This window comes from Bradyrhizobium sp. LLZ17, assembly GCF_041200145.1.
GTDB lineage: Bacteria > Pseudomonadota > Alphaproteobacteria > Rhizobiales > Xanthobacteraceae > Bradyrhizobium.
The window spans coordinates 4,999,641-5,018,351 of sequence record NZ_CP165734.1; the positions used below are offsets into that span (position 1 = coordinate 4,999,641).

An 18,711-nucleotide genomic window follows, 5' to 3' on the forward strand; every position below is an offset into this window, starting at 1 on the left:
GCGCGCGAATCAAACGACAATACCCTCACCGTGACTCCACCGGTAAGAGTCCAGATCGTGAACGCAAAGGTGGCCCCAAAAAATGCGGGGCGCGGGGTTCCAGTCCACGCAATTCTGCGGGTGATTCGGTCGGGATTGCTGCGCGGCGGCGCGTTGGATTGCCTGCCACGAAGCCAGTCCGCTCCCTCCTTCGCTTGCGGGGAGGGCCGGGGAGAGGGTGTCTCCGCAATGGGGCACTCCGTGTGTGGGGGAAAGCCCTCACCCGCCGCGCTCTGCGAGCGCGTCGACCTCTCCCGCAAGCGGGAGAGGTGAAGCCAACTCGCCGCGGTGTTAGCGCCCGGTCGAGCCGAAGCCGCCGGCGCCGCGATCGGTCGCCGACAATTCGGCCACGGGAACCAGTGCGGCCTGCACCACGGGCGCGATCACCAGCTGCGCAATGCGCTCGCCGCGCTTGATCACGAACGGCACAGCGCCATGATTGATCAGGATGATCTTGATCTCGCCGCGGTAGTCCGCGTCGATCGTGCCCGGCGAGTTCAACACGGTGACGCCGTGCTTGGCCGCGAGCCCCGAGCGCGGTCGCACCTGGGCCTCGTGGCCGGCCGGCAAGGCGATCGCCAGGCCCGTCGGCACCAGGGAATATTGGCCGGGTGCGAGCGTCACCGGCTCGCCGTCCGGAACCGCTGCCATCAGGTCGAGGCCGGCGGCCTCGACCGTTTGGTAGGCCGGCGGCGGCAGGCCTTCGGCATGCGCAAAGCGTTGCAGTTCGACGGTGACCTTCGTGCTCAAGATGCGGGCTCCAGGAATGTGCCGGCCACGCTTTTGACGACATGGGCGATCAGCTCGGTGGCGACTTGTTCCTTGGTCATCACGGGCCAGGAATCAACCGCGATCTCGCCGTTCTTCGCAGCATTTTCGCGCCTGATGAGATGCACGGTGTTGCGGTCGCCGCCCATCACGCCGGTGGCCGGCGAGACGTCGTTGGCGACGATCCAATCGCAGCCCTTGCGGGCGAGCTTTGTCTTGGCGTTGTCGATGAGGTGCTCGGTCTCGGCGGCAAAGCCGATCACCAGCGGCGGGCGCTTGTCGGTCAGCTTCGAGACCGTGGCGAGGATGTCAGGATTTTCGACCAGCTGAAGCGGCGGCATGCCGGCCGCGGTCTTCTTCAGCTTCTGTTCGCCTTCGTTGACCACGCGCCAGTCGGCCACCGCGGCGGCGAAGATCGCGATGTCGGCCGGAAGCGCGGCCTGCACCTGCTCCAGCATCTGGCGCGCCGATTCGACGTGCTTGACCGTGACGCCAGCGGGAACGTCGAGATCGACCGGGCCGCTCACCAAGATCACCTCGGCGCCCGCGGCTTGCGCGGCGGCGGCAATGGCAAAGCCCTGCTTGCCGGAGGAGCGGTTGGCGATGTAGCGCACCGGATCGATCGGCTCATGGGTCGGGCCCGCGGTGATCAGCACGCGTTTGCCGGCGAGCGGCCGCGGCACCGGCGGCCGCAGCAGGCGCTCGGCGGCCGCCGCGATCTCGATCGCCTCCGACATGCGGCCGATGCCGGCTTCGCCCGCTTCCGCCATCTCGCCGGAATTGGGTCCGATCAGCACCGCGCCATCGCGCTGAAGCAAGCCGACATTGCGCCGTGTCGCCGCGTTGTTCCACATCAGTGGGTTCATCGCCGGCGCGAGCAGGATCTTGCGATTGGTGGCGAGCAGGATAGCGCTGGCGAGATCGTCGGCATGGCCGTTCGCCATCTTGGCCATCAGGTCAGCGGTTGCTGGCGCCACCACGATCAGGTCGCAGTCGCGGGCGAGGCGGATATGGCCGGCATCGAACTCGCTCTGCGGGTCGAACAGGTCGGTGTGGACGCGCTCATGCGACAGCGCGCTCACGGCCAGTGGCGTGACGAATTGCTGCGCGGCCTTGGTCAGCACGCAGCGGACCTCGATGCGGCGTTCCTTCAACCTCCGGATCAGATCGAGCGATTTGTAGGCCGCGATGCCGCCGCCGATGATCAGGGTAACGCTGGCCTCGGGGAGGGCACCGGTGCGCTGCGGCGCAGGTGCAGCAGATGGCTCGGGGGGCACCGCAAACGGCGTCAACGGCTCCTCGCGGCCCTCGATCAGCTCCCGCAGGATGACCCGGACCTCCTCCTCGACCGACCGGCGGTTCTTGGCCGAACGCAGGCGCAGATAGGTTTTGACGTGTTCGTCGAGCTTGCGGATGGTCAGGCTCGCCATGACGCCCTCCAGCACGAAATGATGGCGATGCTATCAAAGGCGGGATTGCAGTGCAATCACAGATTCCGGACGGCGAACAGGATTGCAATGAAGGTCGCGGCGATGATCCAGAGCGCCACGGTGCGCGCGCGGGTCTTGCGGCCCTCGCTGCGGTCCATTGCCGCGATGGTCTCCGGCGACAGCCGCAGGCCCTCCCGCGTCATGGTCTCCAGCTGCTCGAGCACTGCGACCGAACGCTGCGCAATGTCGGGCAGGCGCATCAGCACACGCGCGAGATCGCCGCCGCCGGACAGCGCACCCTGTATCCGGCCTACGGGTCCGAGATTGCGCTCGATCCATTCGCGCACCACGGGGTCGGCGACCTTCCAGATGTCGAGCCTGGGATCGAAGGCACGCGCCACGCCCTCGACCACCACCATGGTCTTTTGCAGCAGGATCAGCTCGGGCCGTGTCGTCATGTCGAACAGGCCGGTGACCTCGAGCAGCAGCGTCAGCAGCCGCGCCATCGAGATCTCCTCGGCGGTGCGGTTGTGGATCGGCTCGCCGATGGCGCGAATGGCTTGTGCAAAGTTCTCGACCGAATGATGCGCCGGCACATAACCCGCCTCGAAATGCACTTCCGCCACGCGGCGATAGTCGCGGGTGATGAAGCCGAGCAGGATTTCCGCGAGGAAGCGCCGCTCCTTCATGCCGAGCCGGCCCATGATGCCGAAATCGACCGCGACGAGACGGGCCGTATCATCGAGGAACAGATTGCCCGGATGCATGTCGGCGTGGAAGAAACCGTCGCGTAGCGCGTGGCGCAAAAAGCTCTGGATGATCTTGCGGCCGAGATCAGGCAGGTCGACCTGCGCGTCTGCAAGGCGCTTGTGATCATTCAGCGCGATGCCGTCGATCCACTCCATCGTCAGCACGTTGTGCGTGGTGCGGTCCCAGTCGACCGCCGGCACGCGAAAATCCGGATCGTCGCGCGTGTTCTCCGCCATTTCCGACAGCGCGGCGGCTTCCAAACGAAGGTCCATCTCCATTGCGACTGAGCGCGACATCGTGTTGATGACTTCAACGAGGCGCAAACGGCGCGCCTCGGCCGAATAGGCCTCGGCCTTGTGCGCGACAAAGAAGAAATCGGAGAGGTCGCGACGGAAGCGCGAGGCCACGTTCGGCCGCAGCACCTTGACCGCGACCGCCTTGCGGATGCCGTCGTGCTCGACCTCGGCGCGGTGCACCTGCGCGATCGAGGCGGCCGCGACCGCTGGGCCGAAGCTCGCGAAGACGTTCTTGAGCGGCCGTTCCAGTGAGATCGCGATGGCAGCTTCAGCTTCCGCTTGCGGAAACGGCGGCAGCCGGTCCTGAAGGCTTTCGAGGTCGCGCGCCATGATGAACCCGACCACGTCGGGGCGCGTCGCCAGAAATTGTCCGAGCTTGAGATAGGCCGGACCCATTCGCGTCAGCGCGCGCGCGATCCGTGGTCCCTGCTTGACGCCGCGGCGTTCGATCAGGCGCGCAAGTTTCAGCGCAAGCTGCCCGGGCGGCGGCACCAGAGTCGGATCGACCGAACCGAACACGCCCTCGCGCGCGAACACGAACGCGGCGCGGATCAGGCGCGAAATGTGGGTGATGGCAGAAATCACAAACGCCAGCCCGAATGCAGTGCGACGATGCCGCCGGTCAGCGTCTGAAAGCTGACGCGCGAGAAGCCGGCGTCGCGGATCATGTCGGCGAAGACGGTCGGCTTGGGAAATTTGCGGATCGATTCGACCAGATATTGGTAGGATTCGGCGTCGCCAGTCACCATGCGGCCGAGCGGCGGGATCACCTTGAACGAGAACAGGTCATAGAGCCTGTCGAGGCCGGGCATCTCGACCGTGGAGAACTCCAGGCACAGGAAGCGGCTGCCGGGCTTCAGCACGCGATAGGCCTCGCGCAGCGCCAGATCGATCTGCGGCACGTTGCGAATGCCAAAAGCGATCGTATATGCGTCAAAGCTGCGGTCGGCGAAGGCGAGCGCTTCGGCATTGCCTTCGACGAAATCGACCTGGGTTTCGAGATGCCGCTTCGCGGCGCGCTCGCGGCCGACCGCCAGCATCCCGGAATTGATGTCGCAGACCGTAGCGTGGAAGCCGGGGCCTGCCGCCTTGGCGGCCCGGAACGAAATGTCACCGGTGCCGCCGGCGACGTCGAGCAGCGCGAACGGCCGGTCGCTTCTCGGCGGATCGAGCGCGTTGATCATGATGTCCTTCCAGACCCGGTGCAGGCCACCGGACATCAGGTCGTTCATCAAATCATAGCGCGACGCCACGCTGTGAAACACATCGTTCACCAGCGTCTGCTTGTCCCCCAGGGGAACGTCCCTGAAGCCAAAATGCGTGGTTTCGCCCGGCCGATCCATTACTCTACTCCACGAGGCGGACCATAGCGCGGCCGCCGCAATGGCGCTATCACACCGCCCTCATAAGGTGAATGCCTGACCATGCCTGAATTGCCCGAAGTCGAGACCGTTCGCCGCGGCCTTCAGCCCGTCATGGAGGGTGCAAAAATCCTTGCCGCGGAGGCGCGCAGACCCGATCTGCGCTTTCCGTTCCAGCCGGACTTCGTGGCCCGGCTCCAGGGACAGGTCGTCACCGGGCTCGGTCGCCGTGCAAAATATCTCATGGCCGATCTCGCCTCCGGCGACGTGCTCTTGATGCATCTCGGCATGTCGGGCTCGTTTCGCGTCATCAAGCCGGACAACGACGCCGCGCCCGGCGAGTTTCATTATCCGCGGGCCAAAGACTCCACGCATGACCACGTGCTGTTTCGGATGTCATCGGGCGCCGACATCGTCTTCAACGATCCGCGCCGCTTCGGTTACATGAAAGTGATCGCGCGCAGCGCGCTCGATGAGGAGCCGTTGTTGCGCGGGCTCGGCCCCGAGCCGCTCGGCAACGAATTCGATGCGGCCATGCTGGCGCGCTCCTGCGCCGGCAAGACCACGAGCCTGAAGGCCGCGCTGCTCGATCAACGCGTGGTCGCCGGGCTCGGCAACATCTATGTCTGCGAAACCCTGCACCGCTCGCACCTGTCACCGCGCCGGATCGCCGCGACACTGTCGACAAAAAAGGGCGAGCCGACCGATCATGCCAAGCGGCTCGTCGGCGCCATCCACACCGTGCTGAACGACGCCATCAAGGCCGGCGGCTCCTCTCTGCGCGACCATCGCCAGACCTCCGGCGAACTCGGCTATTTCCAGCACTCGTTCAAGGTCTACGATCGCGAAGGCGAGACCTGCAAGACACCCCGCTGCGGCGGCATCGTGAGGCGCTTCACCCAGAACGGCCGGTCGACCTTCTGGTGTGCGAAATGTCAGAAGTGAAAATCAGGCTCGTAACCGAGAGGCAATAAGCTTCTGTGCGGGTGACGAGCCCACCACGACCGTCATTGCGAGCGCAGCGAAGCAATCCAGAATCTTTCCGACGAAACAGTCTGGATTGCTTCGTCGCAAGGGCTCCTCGCAATGACCACGGAGATAGAGTTTCCGAAAAAACGCGAAGCGAAGCAATCCGGCCGGGCTGGTGGCCGGATTGCTTCGTCGCTGAGGCTCTTCAACCGGACGGCGAAGAGCCACTTGGCGTCCGGGCGATCGCCCCGCTCAGGACGTCAGAGTCGTGGTCTCGTCCGCGCCGCGCTCTGCGGCGAGGTGCAACATTCCGTCGGCGGCCGAGATGACCTGGTCGATCAACACATCGGTTGCCGAGATGTTCAGCCGGGTCTCGATCCAGTGCCACAGGCCGCGGATTTCCTCCGTGGACTTGCCGTTCGGTGCGAATTCGCTCACCGCGAGGCCGCTGGCGAGCGAGTCCTGATGATCGTTGCGCATCACGATCAGTGGGCGCGCGAGCACTTCGGCGAGATCGAGCGCGGCTTCCTCGGCGAGCGTGTTGGCCGCGTTGTCGATGCGCTGGCCGCGGATCGGCGTCTGGTTCAGCACGAAGCAGTAGGGCCGCTTCCAGGCGCGCGCGACGCTGAGCGTCGACGTCGTCGCCTCGATGTCGGCGACGCTCGGGCGGGCCGGGATCAGGCAAAGGTCGGAATGGCGGATCGCCGCGGTGGTTGTGGCGCTGAGGCCGGCCGCGGTATCGACGATCGCGAGCTGGAGGCCGCTGTCGGCCAGCATCTGCAACCGCGGCTCGATATCGGCAGCGTGATAGATCGGCTCGACCACGAGATCCTCGGTGCTGCGGCGGCGCTGCCAGTTGGACAGGGTGCCCTGCGGATCGGTCTCGATCAGGCGGACAGTGAAGCCGGCCTGCTTGGCTGCCAGCGCGAGGCCGATGGCGAGCGTGCTTTTGCCACTGCCACCCTTTTGGGTGGCCAGTACGATCGTGTGCATGGAAGATAAATCCTTTGGAGTGCCTGGGTCAGGAAAACGCCACGCGAACGTGCATCGATGGGGATGCTGAGCTGTTCTCGCTCAGGACGTGCCGGCCCGATCCAAAGGGGACCGCGGAGGTCCGAATCAGCAGTAACAATGATGGCGGAACCGGGATTGCCAGCGAATCCGTACCATTACTGGACCCGTAGTCGTACGTGTGATGTGCTCGCTGCCGCGAATGAAAGAGGGGCAGCGGCATGAGCGGAAACTGGCGCGACCGGACAGCAACGCGGTTTGAGTGCCAGAAAATGCCGGCGGTTTCCAGCCGCGGCATGGTGGTCAGCAACCATCCTCTCGCTTCCAGCGCGGGTGCCGAGATGTTGGCCGCCGGCGGCAACGCCATCGATGCCGCGATCGCGACCTTGTTCACGCTGACGGTGGTCGAGCCAATGATGGTCGGCATCATCGGTGGTGGCATGGCCCATGTCAGGTTGGCCGACGGCAGCCATCGCTTCCTCGACGGTCAGAGCACCGTGCCCTCGGCAGTGCGCGACGACACCTACACCTCCAGGCAAGGCGCGGCGCATGACGTGTTCGACACGGTCGGCAATGAGAACCTCAACGGCGCGAAGGCGGTTGCTACCCCGGGCTCGCTGAAAGCCTGGTGCGAGACGCTGCGCCGGTTCGGCGACGTGATGCAGCCCGCGATCAAGCATGCCGCGCGCGGCTACGCCGCCACGCCCTATTTGCATGAATGCATCAGCGAGAGCGCCGCCGAGATGCGCAAGGACAAGCCGATCGCGGCGATCTACCTGCCGGACGGCGAGCCGCTGAAGATTGGCGAGCGGGTGATACAGGCCGAGTACGCCGAGACGCTGCGCTATATTGCCGACCACGGCGACAACGCGCTGTACGAGGGACCACTCGGCGACATCCTCGTCGACTACATGGAGAAGACCGGCGGCTTCATCCGCCGCAACGATCTCACCAGCTACAAGACAGTCGAGCGGCAGCCGATCCGCGCCGATTATCGCGGCTGGACCATCCTTGGCCCGCCGCCGCCCGCGGCTTCGGGCGTGCATATCGCGCAGATGTTGAACATTCTGGAGGGGTACGACATCGGCGGCCTCGGCTTCGGCACGCCGGAGACCATTCACTATCTCGCCGAAGTCCTGAAGATCGCCTTTGCCGATCGAGCCGCGGCCAGCGGCGATCCCGATTACGTTGGCGTGCCCGTGGAGCGGTTGACGTCGAAGGCCTATGCCGAAGAGCGCCGCCGCGCGATCGATCCGGCGCGGGCGCAAGCCTGGGGAGCCGGCGTGTCGCAGCTGGAAGGCGCGCACACCACGCACATGACCGCGGCGGATTCTTTTGGAAATGTGGTTGCGACCACGCAGACCATCAACAATTTGTTCGGCGCAAAGATCATGATCCCGGGCCTCGGTGCCATCGCCAACAATTACATGAATCTGTTCGATCCGCGACCCGGTCATGCGCTCTCGCTGGCGCCGGGCAAGCGCGTCACCACCTCGATGTCGCCGATGATGGCTTTGCGCGACGGCAAGCTGCGCTATGCGCTGGGGCTGCCCGGCGGCAAGCGCATTTTTCCGAGCGCAATGCAGGCGCTGATCAATCTGATCGACCATGGCATGAGCCTGCAGGAGGCCGTCGAGGCGCCGCGGGTCTGGACCGAAGGCAACGCGCTCGAGGTCGAGCAGACGGTGCCGGAGAGCGTGCGCACGAGACTCGCAAGCGTCGGCCACAAGGTCCAGCCGGTTGCGACGGTTGCGGGCGGCATGAATGGCATCGCCTTCGACGACGACGGGAGCATGACGGGTGCCGCCTGCTGGCGCGCCGACGGCACGCCGGTCGGGATTTCGGGCGGCCTCGCGAAGAGCGGGATTAGGTTCAGGCTGAGTTGATCGCTACTTCCGCACGCAGATCACGCGCACGACGCTGGCTTTCGCATCTGTCGACGTGCCGTTCGCCGTGACGGCGTTCGCCTTCAGGAAATCGCGCACGGTGTCCGCGGAGACCATCACGGCCTGTGATGCCGGTAGCGCTGTTGCAGGTCCTGCAAGCATTGCCGGCTTCAAAAGTACGACGCCGGAGAACTTGCCGTCGCCGTCGATCGCAGGGCCGCCGGAGAATCCAACGGCCGGCGGCGGCGACAGCGCGGCATGCCCGCCGCCGGCGGATGCCAAGGCAGCCTTGAGGCTCGATATGGTCGCCGCGCCGCCCTGGCTCTGCGGATCCGCGATGCCGATGACATCGACATTGCTCTTCGCCGTGCCGCTGGGGAGGTTGAGCGGCTTCAACCCGCGCGCGCCGTAGATGTGCAGCAGCGCCAGATCGTGCTCCTTGTCCTCGGCGAGACGATCGGCGTGGCCATAGCCAGCGATCGTGAGCGCGAGGCAGCCATCGGTGACGAGCCGGTCCGTGACGATCGCACCGTCATCACTGACGACGATGCCAGTGCCGTATTCGACCGTCTTGCGCGGCGCCGGTCCGGCTTGCTGGCCCGACGGGAAAGCATTGAACGCGCTCGACATCGCGATCACGACCGGCTCGACCGTGTTCTCGGTGGCTTGATCGTAGAGGATCGTCATGATGCGGACCTCGTCGCCTTTGAAGGTGCCGCGCACGTAAAACTTCTTCAGGCCCTGCAGTCCCGACAGCACGAAGAAGTCGGGCTTCACCACGGTGTAGTCGACCTTGCGTCCCGCCGGCTCCTTTTTCTCTGCTTCGGCGAGCTTTGCCGTGGTCGGGTTCGCCTCCTTGCGGCGGCTGAGCAGCACCTGCACCGTTCCGGTCGGCGAGGTCCATTTCGAGCCGTTGGCGTCGGTTGCCTGCTGCGGTACCAGCTTGCCGGGAATGCCGAGGCGCGCGCCGCTGGTCATCTCCGTCACGATTTTCCAGCCGACGCTGTCCTGCTTGCGCCGCGCGGTTTCGGCGAGTGCGGCGCGCTCCTGCGGATTGAGCACGCCGGTCGGCTTGCCGCCCTTGTTCTTCTGGTACTCCTTGATCGCATCGACCATGCGCGCGCTGACATCGCCGGTGATGGCACCGTTATAGTCGCCGACCCAGGCGAGGTCGGATTGCAGCGACAGCCGCTCCGCCTGCGCCATGGCGTCGGCCGTCTCCGATGGCGTCTGCAAGGCGGGAGGACGGATCGGAACGGTCTGGACCACCTTCGGCTTGGTGCCGGGGAGCTGTGGCGTCGTCATTTGGGCGCTGGCGCCCGTGGCAGACGCCAACATCAGTGTTGCCGCAAGCATCGATCTCATGACAAATCCAGCCCGCCCATTGAACGCGTGCCATTGAAGCACATCTCGTTGGTCGCGAACAATGTTGGGGTGGTTCAGGTGGTGAGCCTCATCCTGAGGAGCCGCGCAAGCGGCGTCTCGAAGGACGAAGGCCGAGATGTTGCAACGGGGCCTTCATGGTTCGAGACGGCGCTTCGCGCCTCCTCACCATGAGGGGAGGGACCCAGAAGGATGACGATGCTGAGCCCGGACGAACTCGAACGCTATGCCCGCCATATCGTGCTGCGCGATGTCGGTGGTCCCGGCCAGGCTGCGCTGAAGCGGGCGTCGGTGCTGGTGATCGGCGCCGGCGGCCTCGGCGCACCCGCCCTGATGTATCTGGCCGCGGCCGGTGTCGGCACGCTCGGCGTGGTCGATGACGACGTCGTGTCGTTGTCAAATCTTCAACGGCAGGTCATCCATACGACACCGGATATCGGTCGGCACAAGGTCGAGAGCGCGGCGGAGCGGATCGCGGCGCTCAATCCGCATGTGCGCTTCGTTGGCCATGCCACATGGCTCAATGCCGACAATGCGCTCTCGCTGATCGGCGACTACGACCTCGTGCTCGACGGCTCCGACAATTTCTCGACGCGCTATCTGGCTTCCGACGCCTGCTTCTTTGCGAAGAAGCCGCTGATCACGGCGGCGCTCGGCACCTTCGACGGCTCGCTCACCACGATCCGCGCGCATGAGAGGAACGCCGAGGGCGTCTTCAACCCAACCTATCGCTGCCTGTTTCCGGAGGCGCCGCCGCCCGGCACCGTGCCGGCCTGCGCCGAGGCCGGCGTGATGGGCGCGCTCGCCGGCGTGATGGGCTCGATGATGGCGCTTGAGGCGATCCGGGAGATCGTCGGTTTTGGCGACGGCCTGGTCGGCCGCCTCCTGATGATCGATGCGCGCGCGATGCGCTTCGAGACGCTGCGCTACGGGCGCGATCCCACCAATCCGCTCAACGGCGATGGGCCGGTCATGACCGACCTGCGCGCCCATCGCAACTGATTGCCGCGCCTTTAGGCCGCGACCGGCTTCTCGCTGTCGAGATGCGCCATCTGCTCGGCCGCATAACGCGTGCCTGAGGCGATGTTGGGTGGAAACGCCTTTGCCAGCGCCGCAAGATGCGCCGGCATCAGCGTCACCTTGGTCGCGCTGAGCGCTTCAGCAAGACGGGTGCGGCTCTTGGCGCCGACCAGCGGCACGATCTCCTTGCCCTGCGCCGCCACCCAAGCAATTGCGACCTGCGCCGGTGTTGCGCCGATCTCGGTGGCGATCGCCCGCAACTGCTCCGCCAGCGCGAGATTGGCATCCAGGTTCGTGCCTTGGAAACGCGGGCTCATCAGCCGGTAGTCCTTGCCGATCTTCCCGGAGCCTTTGGACCAATGGCCGCTGATCAGGCCGCGCGCCAGCACGCCATAAGCGGTGATGCCGATGCCAAGCTCACGGCAGGTCTTCAGGATGTCGCGTTCGATCCCGCGCTCGATCAGCGAATATTCGATCTGGAGATCGACGATTGGATGCACGGCATGCGCGCGGCGGATGGTGACGGAGCCGACCTCGGACAGGCCGATATGCCTGATATAACCGGCCTTCACCATCTCGGCGATGCCGCCGATCGTCTCCTCGATGGGAATGCTGGGATCAAGCCGTGCCGGCCGGTAGACGTCGATGTAGTCGGTGCCGAGACGCTGCAGCGAATAGGCAAGGAAGTTCCTCGTCGCAGCCGGCCGCGAATCGAGTCCGACGAATTCGCCGGCGGGGCCGCGCAGCGCGCCGAACTTGACGCTGAGCTGAACCTTGTCGCGCGGGCGATCCTTCAGCGCCTCGCGGATCAGCAATTCATTGTGGCCCATGCCGTAGAAATCGCCGGTGTCGAGCAGCGTGATGCCGGCATCGAGCGCCGCATGGATGGTGGCGATGCTCTCGCCGCGATCGGCTGGCCCATAGGCGTCCGACATGGCCATGCAGCCGAGGCCTAGGCTCGAGACGGTGGGGCCGGTTGCACCGAGTTTGCGCTGTTCCATGGTGGCTCTCCTTGAACGGCGGCGCGGGTTGCGCCGCATGACGAGGGCAGATATGCCTCCGCTCCATTACGCTGATAAGCTGGACAATGCCGAATAGCTTGTTCAATATAACGAACAATGGCCGATCCCGACCTGCGCGACCTCGATGTCTTCGTGGCTGTCGCCCGCACCCGCAATTTCCGCCGAGCGGCGGTGGAGACTCGCGTGTCGGTGTCGAGCCTTAGCCAGCGCTTACGAGACCTGGAGGAGCGCCTCGGGGTGCGCCTGATGAACCGCACCACACGCAGCGTCGCCCTGACCGAGGCGGGCGAGCTGCTGCTGTCGCGCGTGGCGCCGGCTCTGCGCGATGTCGGCGACGCCCTGAATCAGGTCCGAGGCCTGCGCGAGGTCGCCTCAGGGCGCCTGCGCATCAACGCGCCGCCGCCTGCCGTGGATCTCGTCCTGACGCCAATGATCGGCCCGTTCATCGCGGCGCACCCGCAAGTCGATCTCGAAATCATTGCCGAAAGCGGCTTTGTCGACATCGTCAGCGCGGGCTTCGACGCAGGCGTACGCTATGGCGAGCATCTCGCGCAGGACATGGTGGCGATCCCGCTGAGCGGCCCTCAGAGCTATGCCGTCGTCGCATCGCCTGCCTACCTCGCTCGCCGCGGCAAGCCCGGTCATCCGAAGGACCTGCTCGAGCATGATTGCATTCGCGCCCGCTACTCGAGCGGCGTCATGCATCATTGGGAGTTCGAGAAAGATGGCCATCTCGTGAAGGTCGATCCGCCTGCCAAGCTGATCTCGACCAATATGGGCCTTGCCATGCGCGCTGCGCTCGACGGTGTCGGCATCTGGGCAACGCTCGATGGTTATGTCCAGGAAGCCGTGAAATCCGACGCGCTGGTCAGCTTGCTCCAGGATTGGTGCGAGCCGTTCCCGGGGCCTTTTCTGTATTATCCCAGCAGACGGCAGGTGCCACCGGCGCTGCGCGCTTTCATCGACTTCGTCGCAGACTGGCGCAAGCGCAACGCGTCGCGACCTGCGTAGCAAGGGTGGGGAAAGGCGCGAAGCGCTTGCCCACCTACAAGCTTCGTCGCGGATCTGCGCAAGCGAGAGACAAATAGATCCTAGAGCATGCTCGGCAGCACGCGATCGGGCGGCTTGTGCGCGTCGAGGAAGGTGCGGATGTTGATGATCACTTTTTCGCCCATCTCGACGCGGCCTTCGATCGTGGCCGAGCCCATATGGGGCAGCAGCGTCACCTTGCCGGCCTTCGCAAGCCGCACCAGCTTCGGATTGACCGCCGGCTCGTGCTCGTAGACGTCGAGGCCGGCGCCGCCGATCTCGCCACCTTCGATCAGCTTGACCAGGGTGTCCTCGTCGGTGACGCCGCCGCGCGCGGTGTTGACGATATAGGCGTCCTTGCGGATCAGCTTCAGCCGCCGCGCCGAGAGCAGATGGTAGGTGGCCGGCGTGTGCGGACAGTTCACCGAGATGATGTCCATCCGCGCCAGCATCTGGTCGAGGCTTTCCAGTAGGTCGCGCCAAGCTCTTCGGCGATCTTCGGCGCGACGGGACGGCGATTGTGATAGTGGATCTGGAGGCCGAACGCGCGGGCACGGCGTGCGACCGCCTGGCCGATGCGGCCCATGCCGATGATGCCGAGACGCTTGCCGCCGATGCGGTGGCCGAGCATCCAGGTCGGCGACCAGCCGGCCCAGGGTTTTCCTTCCGTCAGTACCGAGGCGCCTTCGATCATCCGGCGCGGCACCGCCAGGATCAGCGCCATGGTCATGTCGGCGGTGTCTTCGGTCAAAACTTTTGGCGTGTTGGTGACGGTGATGCCGCGCGCATGGGCGGCCTCGACGTCGATATTGTCGACGCCGTTGCCGAAATTGGCGATCAGGCGCAGCTTGCAGTCGGGCTGGTTGACGATGCCTGCACCGATGTGATCGGTGACCGTCGGAACCAGGATGTCGGCCGTGCGCGCGGCTTCCGCGATCTGCTCGGCCGACATCGGGGTGTCATCGAGATTGATCCGTGCGTCGAACAGCTCGCGCATCCGCGTTTCGATCGAATCCGGCAGCTTGCGCGTCACGACGACGAGGGGCTTTTTTTCACCGACATGTCCTGCTCTCATGAGGCATTGCAAGCCGCCTCTGTCGCCAAAGGCCGGCCGTTGAGGCCTCATTAACCCGGTTGTTCGACACTGCCCTTGCCGCGTCGTCCCCGGCGTTTCCTTCAAGCTCTCCCGACGTTTCCGGCCGGAAAATCGGGGCAAACTGGTTGTTCAGATGTCCGTCCTCTCTATCAGAAGGCCGGGCTAAGACAAGAACCACGGGCATAGGGCTCGGGAACACCCGCGTGGGGCGGGTCAGGGGCTAACGCGGCAGGGGTTTGGAATGAGTGAGGACCAGGCAGGGCCGGGTCTTCGACAGGAGACGGGTTGATGGCGTTGGGGCGTTTTTGTTCGGTGATGGCGCTCGTTTGCACCTGGTTGAGCGCCTCGGTCAGCCCCGGGCATTCGGCAAAGGACAGCACGCCCCAGACCGCGAGCGGGCTGCCGGTGCCGCGCTATGTCAGCCTCAAATCGGACCACGTGAACGTCCGCGCCGGCCCGACCAAGGACAATGACGTCGCCTGGGTCTACACCCGCTCCGGCCTGCCGGTTGAAATCACTGCCGAGTTCGAGAACTGGCGCCGGGTCCGCGACTCCGAGGGCGCCGAAGGCTGGGTCTATCACTCGCTGCTGTCGGGCCGCCGCACCGCGGTGGTCACGATGAAGCACAAGGACGATCTCGCGCCGATCTATGACCGTGCCGATCCCGACAGCGCTGTGGCCGCAAAGCTTCAGGCCGGCGTCGTCACGCAGGTGAAAAAGTGCACCACAAACTGGTGCCACGTCACCGGCAACGGTTTTGACGGCTGGATCCAGCAGGAGCGCCTCTGGGGTGTGTACTCGGACGAGCAGGTGAACTGACGCGAAGCGTCATCCCGCGGCGATGCACAGCATCGAACCCGGGATCTCGAGCTTCCCCGGTGCGCAATTGCGCACCTGAGGTCTGGTCCTTCGGACCATCCCGGAATGACAGTGTAAATGGCAATGGCCGGGACAAGCCCGGCCATTGCGACTAAATCAAGCAATTTACGATTAGAGCTCAGCGCTTCTTGCGCAGCCGCACGACCATGTCGATGCGCGCGATCTCGTATCCCGCGGGCACCTCCGGCATCTTGGACAGCGCCAGATGTGGGTCCTCGATGTCGACCAGCTCATGGCTGTTCTCGAGGTAATAATGGTGGTGCGTGGTGACGTTGGTATCGAAATAGGTCTTGGTGCCGTCGACGCTGACCTGGCGCAGCAGGCCGGCATCGGTCAGCTGATTCAGCGTGTTGTAGACGGTCGCGAGCGAGACCGGGACCTTGGCCAGTGTCGCTTCCTCGTAGAGCATTTCGGCCGTGAGGTGGCGTGCCCCCTTGCCGAACAACAGCCAGCCCAGCGCCATCCGCTGCCGGGTCGGGCGAAGGCCGGCGGACTGGAGCATTTCATTGACGTCGTGCCACGGGCAGCCGGTCAGGGCCGGCTGGCGGCCGGACAGAAGGGCCGCCGCATGGGCGTCTTCGTCGCGATGGGGCGCGTTGTTTTCGTTCATTTCCAAATTCGGGCACGCGTGAACACTATCTGTCTGCAATATATGGAGAGATAGATGCAGATGCAAGTTTCTCGCAACTAGAGCGGTTCTAATCGATCGAGGAACCCGGCCGGCAAGGAACCCGGCCGGCTCCCGTCATTTTACCTTCATGAGACCGCTTTGCCACCCGAAATGCCCTGTGTTAGAGAGCGCGCGGTTCCGCTTACCGATTTTGGCGCTGCCAGGCATTGAGGTCTGGTCGGCAGTCCAGCCGGGCTCTCGGCATTTGCGTCTGATCGATGGCAATTGGCGCTGCCTACCGGACGAATGGGGCCCATTTCTGCCAGAAACGCCGCTCAATCGGGGTTAGAACAGAGGCTTCCGCATGCTGAACAGGCGCAACGGTTACGAATATGAAGATCTTCTGGCATGTGCCCGCGGCGAGATGTTCGGCCCGGGCAATGCGCAATTGCCGTTGCCGCCGATGCTCATGTTCGACCGCATTACAGACATCAGCGAGACCGGCGGCGAATTTGGCAAGGGGGTGGTGCGCGCCGAGCTCGACGTCAAGCCCGACCTCTGGTTCTTCGGCTGCCACTTCAAGAACGATCCCGTGATGCCCGGCTGCCTTGGCCTGGATGCGCTATGGCAGATGGTCGGGTTTTATTTGGGCTGGAGCGGCGGCGAAGGGCGCGGCCGCGCGCTTGGCCTGAACGAGCTGAAGTTCAGCGGCCAGGTGCTGCCCGAGGCCCGCAAGGTTGTGTACAACATCGATATCAAACGCGTGATGCGTTCAAAGCTGGTGCTCGGCATCGCCGACGGATGGCTTTCGGTCGATGACCAGATTATTTATCGCGCAAAGGATCTGAAGGTCGGCCTGTTCAAGCAGGGTACCAGCCTAGGCTGAGCGCATCACCACGAAGACAACGATTGAGGCGAGGCTGTCATGAGGCGGGTTGTGGTCACCGGGATGGGCATCGTCTCGTCGATCGGAAACAACACCCAGGAAGTGCTTGCGAGCCTTCACGAGGCGAAGTCAGGCATTTCGCGGGCTGAGAAATATGCCGAGCTCGGCTTCCGTTCGCAGGTGCAGGGGGCGCCGACGATCGATCCCGCGACGGTTGTCGACCGGCGTGCGATGCGCTTCCTCGGCCAGGGCGCGGGGTGGAATCACATCGCGATGGAGCAGGCGATCCAGGATTCCGGTCTGGGACCTGACGAAGTCTCCAACATACGTACCGGCATCATCATGGGCTCGGGCGGCCCGTCCGCCCGCACCATCGTCGAAGCCGCCGACATCACCCGCACCAAGGGACCGAAGCGCGTCGGACCGTTTGCAGTGCCGAAGGCGATGTCGTCAACCGCGTCCGCAACGCTTGCGACCTGGTTCAAGATCAAGGGTGTCAACTACTCGATCTCGTCGGCCTGCGCCACGTCCAACCACTGCGTCGGCAATGCCTACGAGACCATCCAGATCGGCAAGCAGGACGTCATCTTCGCCGGCGGCTGCGAGGAGCTTGACTGGTCGCTGTCGGTGCTGTTCGACGCCATGGGCGCAATGTCCTCGAAATACAACGACACGCCCGCCACCGCCTCGCGGCCCTACGACATCAATCGCGACGGCTTCGTCATCGCCGGCGGCGCCGGCGTGCTGGTGCTGGAAGAGCTCGAGCATGCCAAGGCGCGCGGCGCGCGCATCTACGGCGAGATCGTCGGCTATGGTGCGACGTCGGACGGTTACGACATGGTGGCGCCGTCAGGCGAGGGCGCCGAGCGCTGCATGCGCATGGCGATGTCGACGGTGAAGACCAAGGTCGACTACATCAATCCGCACGCCACCTCGACGCCGGCCGGCGATCCGCCGGAGATCGAGGCGCTCCGCAAGGTGTTCGGCGTCGGCGAGAAGTGCCCGCCGATCTCGGCGACCAAGGCGCTGACCGGGCATTCGCTGGGCGCGACCGGCGTTCAGGAAGCGATCTATTCGCTGCTGATGATGAATAACGGCTTCATCTGCGAGAGCGCGCACATCCAGGAGCTCGATCCTGTGTTCGCCGACATGCCGATCGTGCGCAAGCGCATCGACAACGTCAAGATCGGCACCGTGCTGTCGAACTCGTTCGGCTTCGGCGGCACCAACGCCACGCTGGTGTTCAGCCGGCTGGATGGTGACGCTGCTATCTGAGACCGGTGATTATTTCGTCATGGCCGGCCTTCGCCTCGCCGAAGCGGCTTCGGCCGCGCAGGCGGGACAAGCCCGGGCATGACGAAGAGCGGAGACTAGTGGGCTATGGAAGGTTTAATGAAGGGCAAGCGCGGTCTGATCATGGGCATTGCCAATGATCACTCGATCGCCTGGGGCATGGCGAAGACGCTGCAGGCCCATGGCGCCGAGCTCGCCTTCACCTTCCAGGGCGAGGCCCTGGGCAAGCGCGTCAAGCCGCTGGCGGAATCTCTTGGCGTGGAACTGGTGCTGCCCTGCGACGTCGAGGACATCGCCAGCGTCGATGCCACCTTCGCTGAGCTGCGCGAAAAATGGGGCCAGCTCGACTTCGTGATCCATGCGATCGGTTTCGCCGACAAGAACGAGCTGAAGGGCCGCTACGCCGACACCAGCCGCGACAACTTTTCGCGCACCATGGTGATCTCCTGCTTTTCGTTCACGGAGGTCGCAAAACGCGCCGCCGAGCTGATGCCGCAGGGCGGCAGCATGATCACGCTGACGTTCGGCGCCTCTCAGCGCGCGATGCCTAACTACAACGTGATGGGCGTCGCCAAGGCGGCACTGGAAGCCTCGGTACGTTATCTCGCCGCGGATTTCGGACCGCGCGGTATCCGCGTCAACGCGATCTCCGCCGGGCCGATCCGCACGCTCGCCGGCTCCGGCATCGGCGAGGCGCGCGCGATGTTTGCGTTCATGCAAAAGCATTCGCCGCTCCGCCGCGGCGTCACGCTCGACGAGCTTGGCGGCTCGGCGCTGTATCTGCTGTCGGATCTCTCCGGCGGCGTGACCGGCGAGATCCACTATGTCGATTCCGGCTACAACATCGTCCTGATGCCGAAACCGGATGATTTGAAATCAGAGTGATTTCGTAAGGTGGGCAAAGGCGCACTTGCGCCGTGCCCACCATGTCTCGACGATCGCGACATCAGTGGTGGGCACGCTTCCGCCTTCGCTCTTCGTGC

General features: G+C 64.7%; 16 protein-coding genes and 1 pseudogene. 8 read left to right on the forward strand and 9 right to left on the reverse strand.

The annotated features are described in order from the left end of the window. Positions 1-330: 330 nt before the first annotated feature. Genes dut through ubiE form a run of 4 tightly spaced genes read right to left on the reverse strand, consistent with a single transcriptional unit; the run spans position 331 to position 4,626 of the window. Positions 331-789 (reverse strand): dUTP diphosphatase, encoded by a 459-nt coding sequence (gene dut / locus AB8Z38_RS24150; protein WP_369720272.1) that lies wholly within the window; start codon positions 787-789, stop codon positions 331-333. Next, positions 786-2,237 (reverse strand): bifunctional phosphopantothenoylcysteine decarboxylase/phosphopantothenate--cysteine ligase CoaBC, encoded by a 1,452-nt coding sequence (gene coaBC / locus AB8Z38_RS24155; RefSeq protein WP_369720273.1) that lies wholly within the window; start codon positions 2,235-2,237, stop codon positions 786-788. The genes dut and coaBC overlap by 4 nt, the downstream gene beginning before the upstream one ends. Positions 2,238-2,293: 56 nt before the next feature. Further along, on the reverse strand, positions 2,294-3,868 hold the full coding sequence (gene ubiB, locus AB8Z38_RS24160; RefSeq protein ID WP_369720274.1) for a 2-polyprenylphenol 6-hydroxylase: 1,575 nt from the start codon (positions 3,866-3,868) through the stop codon (positions 2,294-2,296). Next, entirely contained in the window at positions 3,865-4,626 is a 762-nt protein-coding gene (ubiE, locus tag AB8Z38_RS24165; RefSeq protein ID WP_369720275.1) for a bifunctional demethylmenaquinone methyltransferase/2-methoxy-6-polyprenyl-1,4-benzoquinol methylase UbiE, read from the reverse strand. The genes ubiB and ubiE overlap by 4 nt, the downstream gene beginning before the upstream one ends. Positions 4,627-4,707: 81 nt before the next feature. On the opposite strand from ubiE, the gene mutM reads away from it, so the two are divergent. Then, a complete protein-coding gene (gene mutM, locus AB8Z38_RS24170; protein WP_369720276.1) occupies positions 4,708-5,589 on the forward strand; it encodes a bifunctional DNA-formamidopyrimidine glycosylase/DNA-(apurinic or apyrimidinic site) lyase in 882 nt (293 codons plus the stop codon). A 276-nt stretch (positions 5,590-5,865) separates the two neighbouring features. Here the strand turns inward: mutM and AB8Z38_RS24175 are convergent, their stop codons facing one another. Then, positions 5,866-6,606: an AAA family ATPase gene (locus AB8Z38_RS24175; protein WP_369720277.1), complete on the reverse strand. Its 741-nt coding sequence runs from the start codon at positions 6,604-6,606 to the stop codon at positions 5,866-5,868. Positions 6,607-6,845: 239 nt separating this feature from the next. On the opposite strand from AB8Z38_RS24175, the gene ggt reads away from it, so the two are divergent. Continuing rightward, on the forward strand, positions 6,846-8,510 hold the full coding sequence (gene ggt, locus AB8Z38_RS24180) for a gamma-glutamyltransferase (protein ID WP_369720278.1): 1,665 nt from the start codon (positions 6,846-6,848) through the stop codon (positions 8,508-8,510). A 3-nt stretch (positions 8,511-8,513) separates the two neighbouring features. On the opposite strand, the gene AB8Z38_RS24185 is transcribed toward ggt, so the two are convergent. Beyond that, positions 8,514-9,875 (reverse strand): serine protease, encoded by a 1,362-nt coding sequence (locus AB8Z38_RS24185; protein ID WP_369720279.1) that lies wholly within the window; start codon positions 9,873-9,875, stop codon positions 8,514-8,516. A gap of 216 nt (positions 9,876-10,091) precedes the next feature. Here AB8Z38_RS24185 and AB8Z38_RS24190 point away from each other — a divergent pair, with 216 nt between their 5' ends. Next, the gene (locus AB8Z38_RS24190) at positions 10,092-10,895 is read left to right on the forward strand and encodes a ThiF family adenylyltransferase (RefSeq protein WP_369726587.1); all 804 of its coding nucleotides are present in this window, start codon (positions 10,092-10,094) and stop codon (positions 10,893-10,895) included. Positions 10,896-10,906: 11 nt separating this feature from the next. On the opposite strand, the gene AB8Z38_RS24195 is transcribed toward AB8Z38_RS24190, so the two are convergent. After that, positions 10,907-11,914 carry an aldo/keto reductase gene (locus AB8Z38_RS24195; protein WP_369720280.1) on the reverse strand — a complete coding sequence of 336 codons (1,008 nt, stop codon included), beginning with the start codon at positions 11,912-11,914 and terminating at the stop codon, positions 10,907-10,909. Positions 11,915-12,031: 117 nt separating this feature from the next. Between AB8Z38_RS24195 and AB8Z38_RS24200 the strand changes: the two genes are divergently transcribed. Beyond that, positions 12,032-12,946 (forward strand): LysR family transcriptional regulator, encoded by a 915-nt coding sequence (locus tag AB8Z38_RS24200; RefSeq protein ID WP_369720281.1) that lies wholly within the window; start codon positions 12,032-12,034, stop codon positions 12,944-12,946. An 80-nt stretch (positions 12,947-13,026) separates the two neighbouring features. On the opposite strand, the pseudogene AB8Z38_RS24205 reads toward AB8Z38_RS24200, so the two are convergent. Next, positions 13,027-14,039, reverse strand: a pseudogene (locus AB8Z38_RS24205) (2-hydroxyacid dehydrogenase). Positions 14,040-14,348: 309 nt separating this feature from the next. On the opposite strand from AB8Z38_RS24205, the gene AB8Z38_RS24210 reads away from it, so the two are divergent. Further along, on the forward strand, positions 14,349-14,879 hold the full coding sequence (locus tag AB8Z38_RS24210; protein ID WP_369720282.1) for an SH3 domain-containing protein: 531 nt from the start codon (positions 14,349-14,351) through the stop codon (positions 14,877-14,879). A 178-nt stretch (positions 14,880-15,057) separates the two neighbouring features. Here AB8Z38_RS24210 and irrA read toward each other — a convergent pair whose 3' ends face one another. Further along, on the reverse strand, positions 15,058-15,549 hold the full coding sequence (irrA, locus tag AB8Z38_RS24215; protein WP_369720283.1) for an iron response transcriptional regulator IrrA: 492 nt from the start codon (positions 15,547-15,549) through the stop codon (positions 15,058-15,060). Positions 15,550-15,913: 364 nt separating this feature from the next. Here irrA and fabA point away from each other — a divergent pair, with 364 nt between their 5' ends. The 3 genes from fabA (at position 15,914) to fabI (ending at position 18,613) form a co-directional block, all read left to right on the forward strand. After that, positions 15,914-16,435: a bifunctional 3-hydroxydecanoyl-ACP dehydratase/trans-2-decenoyl-ACP isomerase gene (fabA, locus tag AB8Z38_RS24220; protein WP_007603915.1), complete on the forward strand. Its 522-nt coding sequence runs from the start codon at positions 15,914-15,916 to the stop codon at positions 16,433-16,435. Positions 16,436-16,474: 39 nt separating this feature from the next. Next, complete coding sequence (gene fabB / locus AB8Z38_RS24225) at positions 16,475-17,710, forward strand: beta-ketoacyl-ACP synthase I (RefSeq protein ID WP_369720284.1); 1,236 nt, start codon at positions 16,475-16,477, stop codon at positions 17,708-17,710. A 105-nt stretch (positions 17,711-17,815) separates the two neighbouring features. Beyond that, positions 17,816-18,613 (forward strand): enoyl-ACP reductase FabI, encoded by a 798-nt coding sequence (fabI, locus tag AB8Z38_RS24230; RefSeq protein ID WP_369720285.1) that lies wholly within the window; start codon positions 17,816-17,818, stop codon positions 18,611-18,613. The last annotated feature ends 98 nt before the right edge of the window (positions 18,614-18,711 follow it).

Bases quoted from the DNA above. Each gene is read 5' to 3' on its own strand.
- AB8Z38_RS24190 (WP_369726587.1), top strand. From the start codon at position 10,092: ATGCTGAGCCCGGACGAACTCGAACGCTATGCCCGCCATATCGTGCTG.
- AB8Z38_RS24195 (WP_369720280.1), bottom strand. From the start codon at position 11,914: ATGGAACAGCGCAAACTCGGTGCAACCGGCCCCACCGTCTCGAGCCTA.
- ubiE (WP_369720275.1), bottom strand. From the start codon at position 4,626: ATGGATCGGCCGGGCGAAACCACGCATTTTGGCTTCAGGGACGTTCCC.
- fabA (WP_007603915.1), top strand. From the start codon at position 15,914: ATGCTGAACAGGCGCAACGGTTACGAATATGAAGATCTTCTGGCATGT.
- AB8Z38_RS24185 (WP_369720279.1), bottom strand. From the start codon at position 9,875: ATGAGATCGATGCTTGCGGCAACACTGATGTTGGCGTCTGCCACGGGC.
- ggt (WP_369720278.1), top strand. From the start codon at position 6,846: ATGAGCGGAAACTGGCGCGACCGGACAGCAACGCGGTTTGAGTGCCAG.
- fabI (WP_369720285.1), top strand. From the start codon at position 17,816: ATGGAAGGTTTAATGAAGGGCAAGCGCGGTCTGATCATGGGCATTGCC.
- coaBC (WP_369720273.1), bottom strand. From the start codon at position 2,237: ATGGCGAGCCTGACCATCCGCAAGCTCGACGAACACGTCAAAACCTAT.
- AB8Z38_RS24210 (WP_369720282.1), top strand. From the start codon at position 14,349: ATGGCGTTGGGGCGTTTTTGTTCGGTGATGGCGCTCGTTTGCACCTGG.
- fabB (WP_369720284.1), top strand. From the start codon at position 16,475: ATGAGGCGGGTTGTGGTCACCGGGATGGGCATCGTCTCGTCGATCGGA.
- mutM (WP_369720276.1), top strand. From the start codon at position 4,708: ATGCCTGAATTGCCCGAAGTCGAGACCGTTCGCCGCGGCCTTCAGCCC.
- AB8Z38_RS24175 (WP_369720277.1), bottom strand. From the start codon at position 6,606: ATGCACACGATCGTACTGGCCACCCAAAAGGGTGGCAGTGGCAAAAGC.
- irrA (WP_369720283.1), bottom strand. From the start codon at position 15,549: ATGAACGAAAACAACGCGCCCCATCGCGACGAAGACGCCCATGCGGCG.
- AB8Z38_RS24200 (WP_369720281.1), top strand. From the start codon at position 12,032: ATGGCCGATCCCGACCTGCGCGACCTCGATGTCTTCGTGGCTGTCGCC.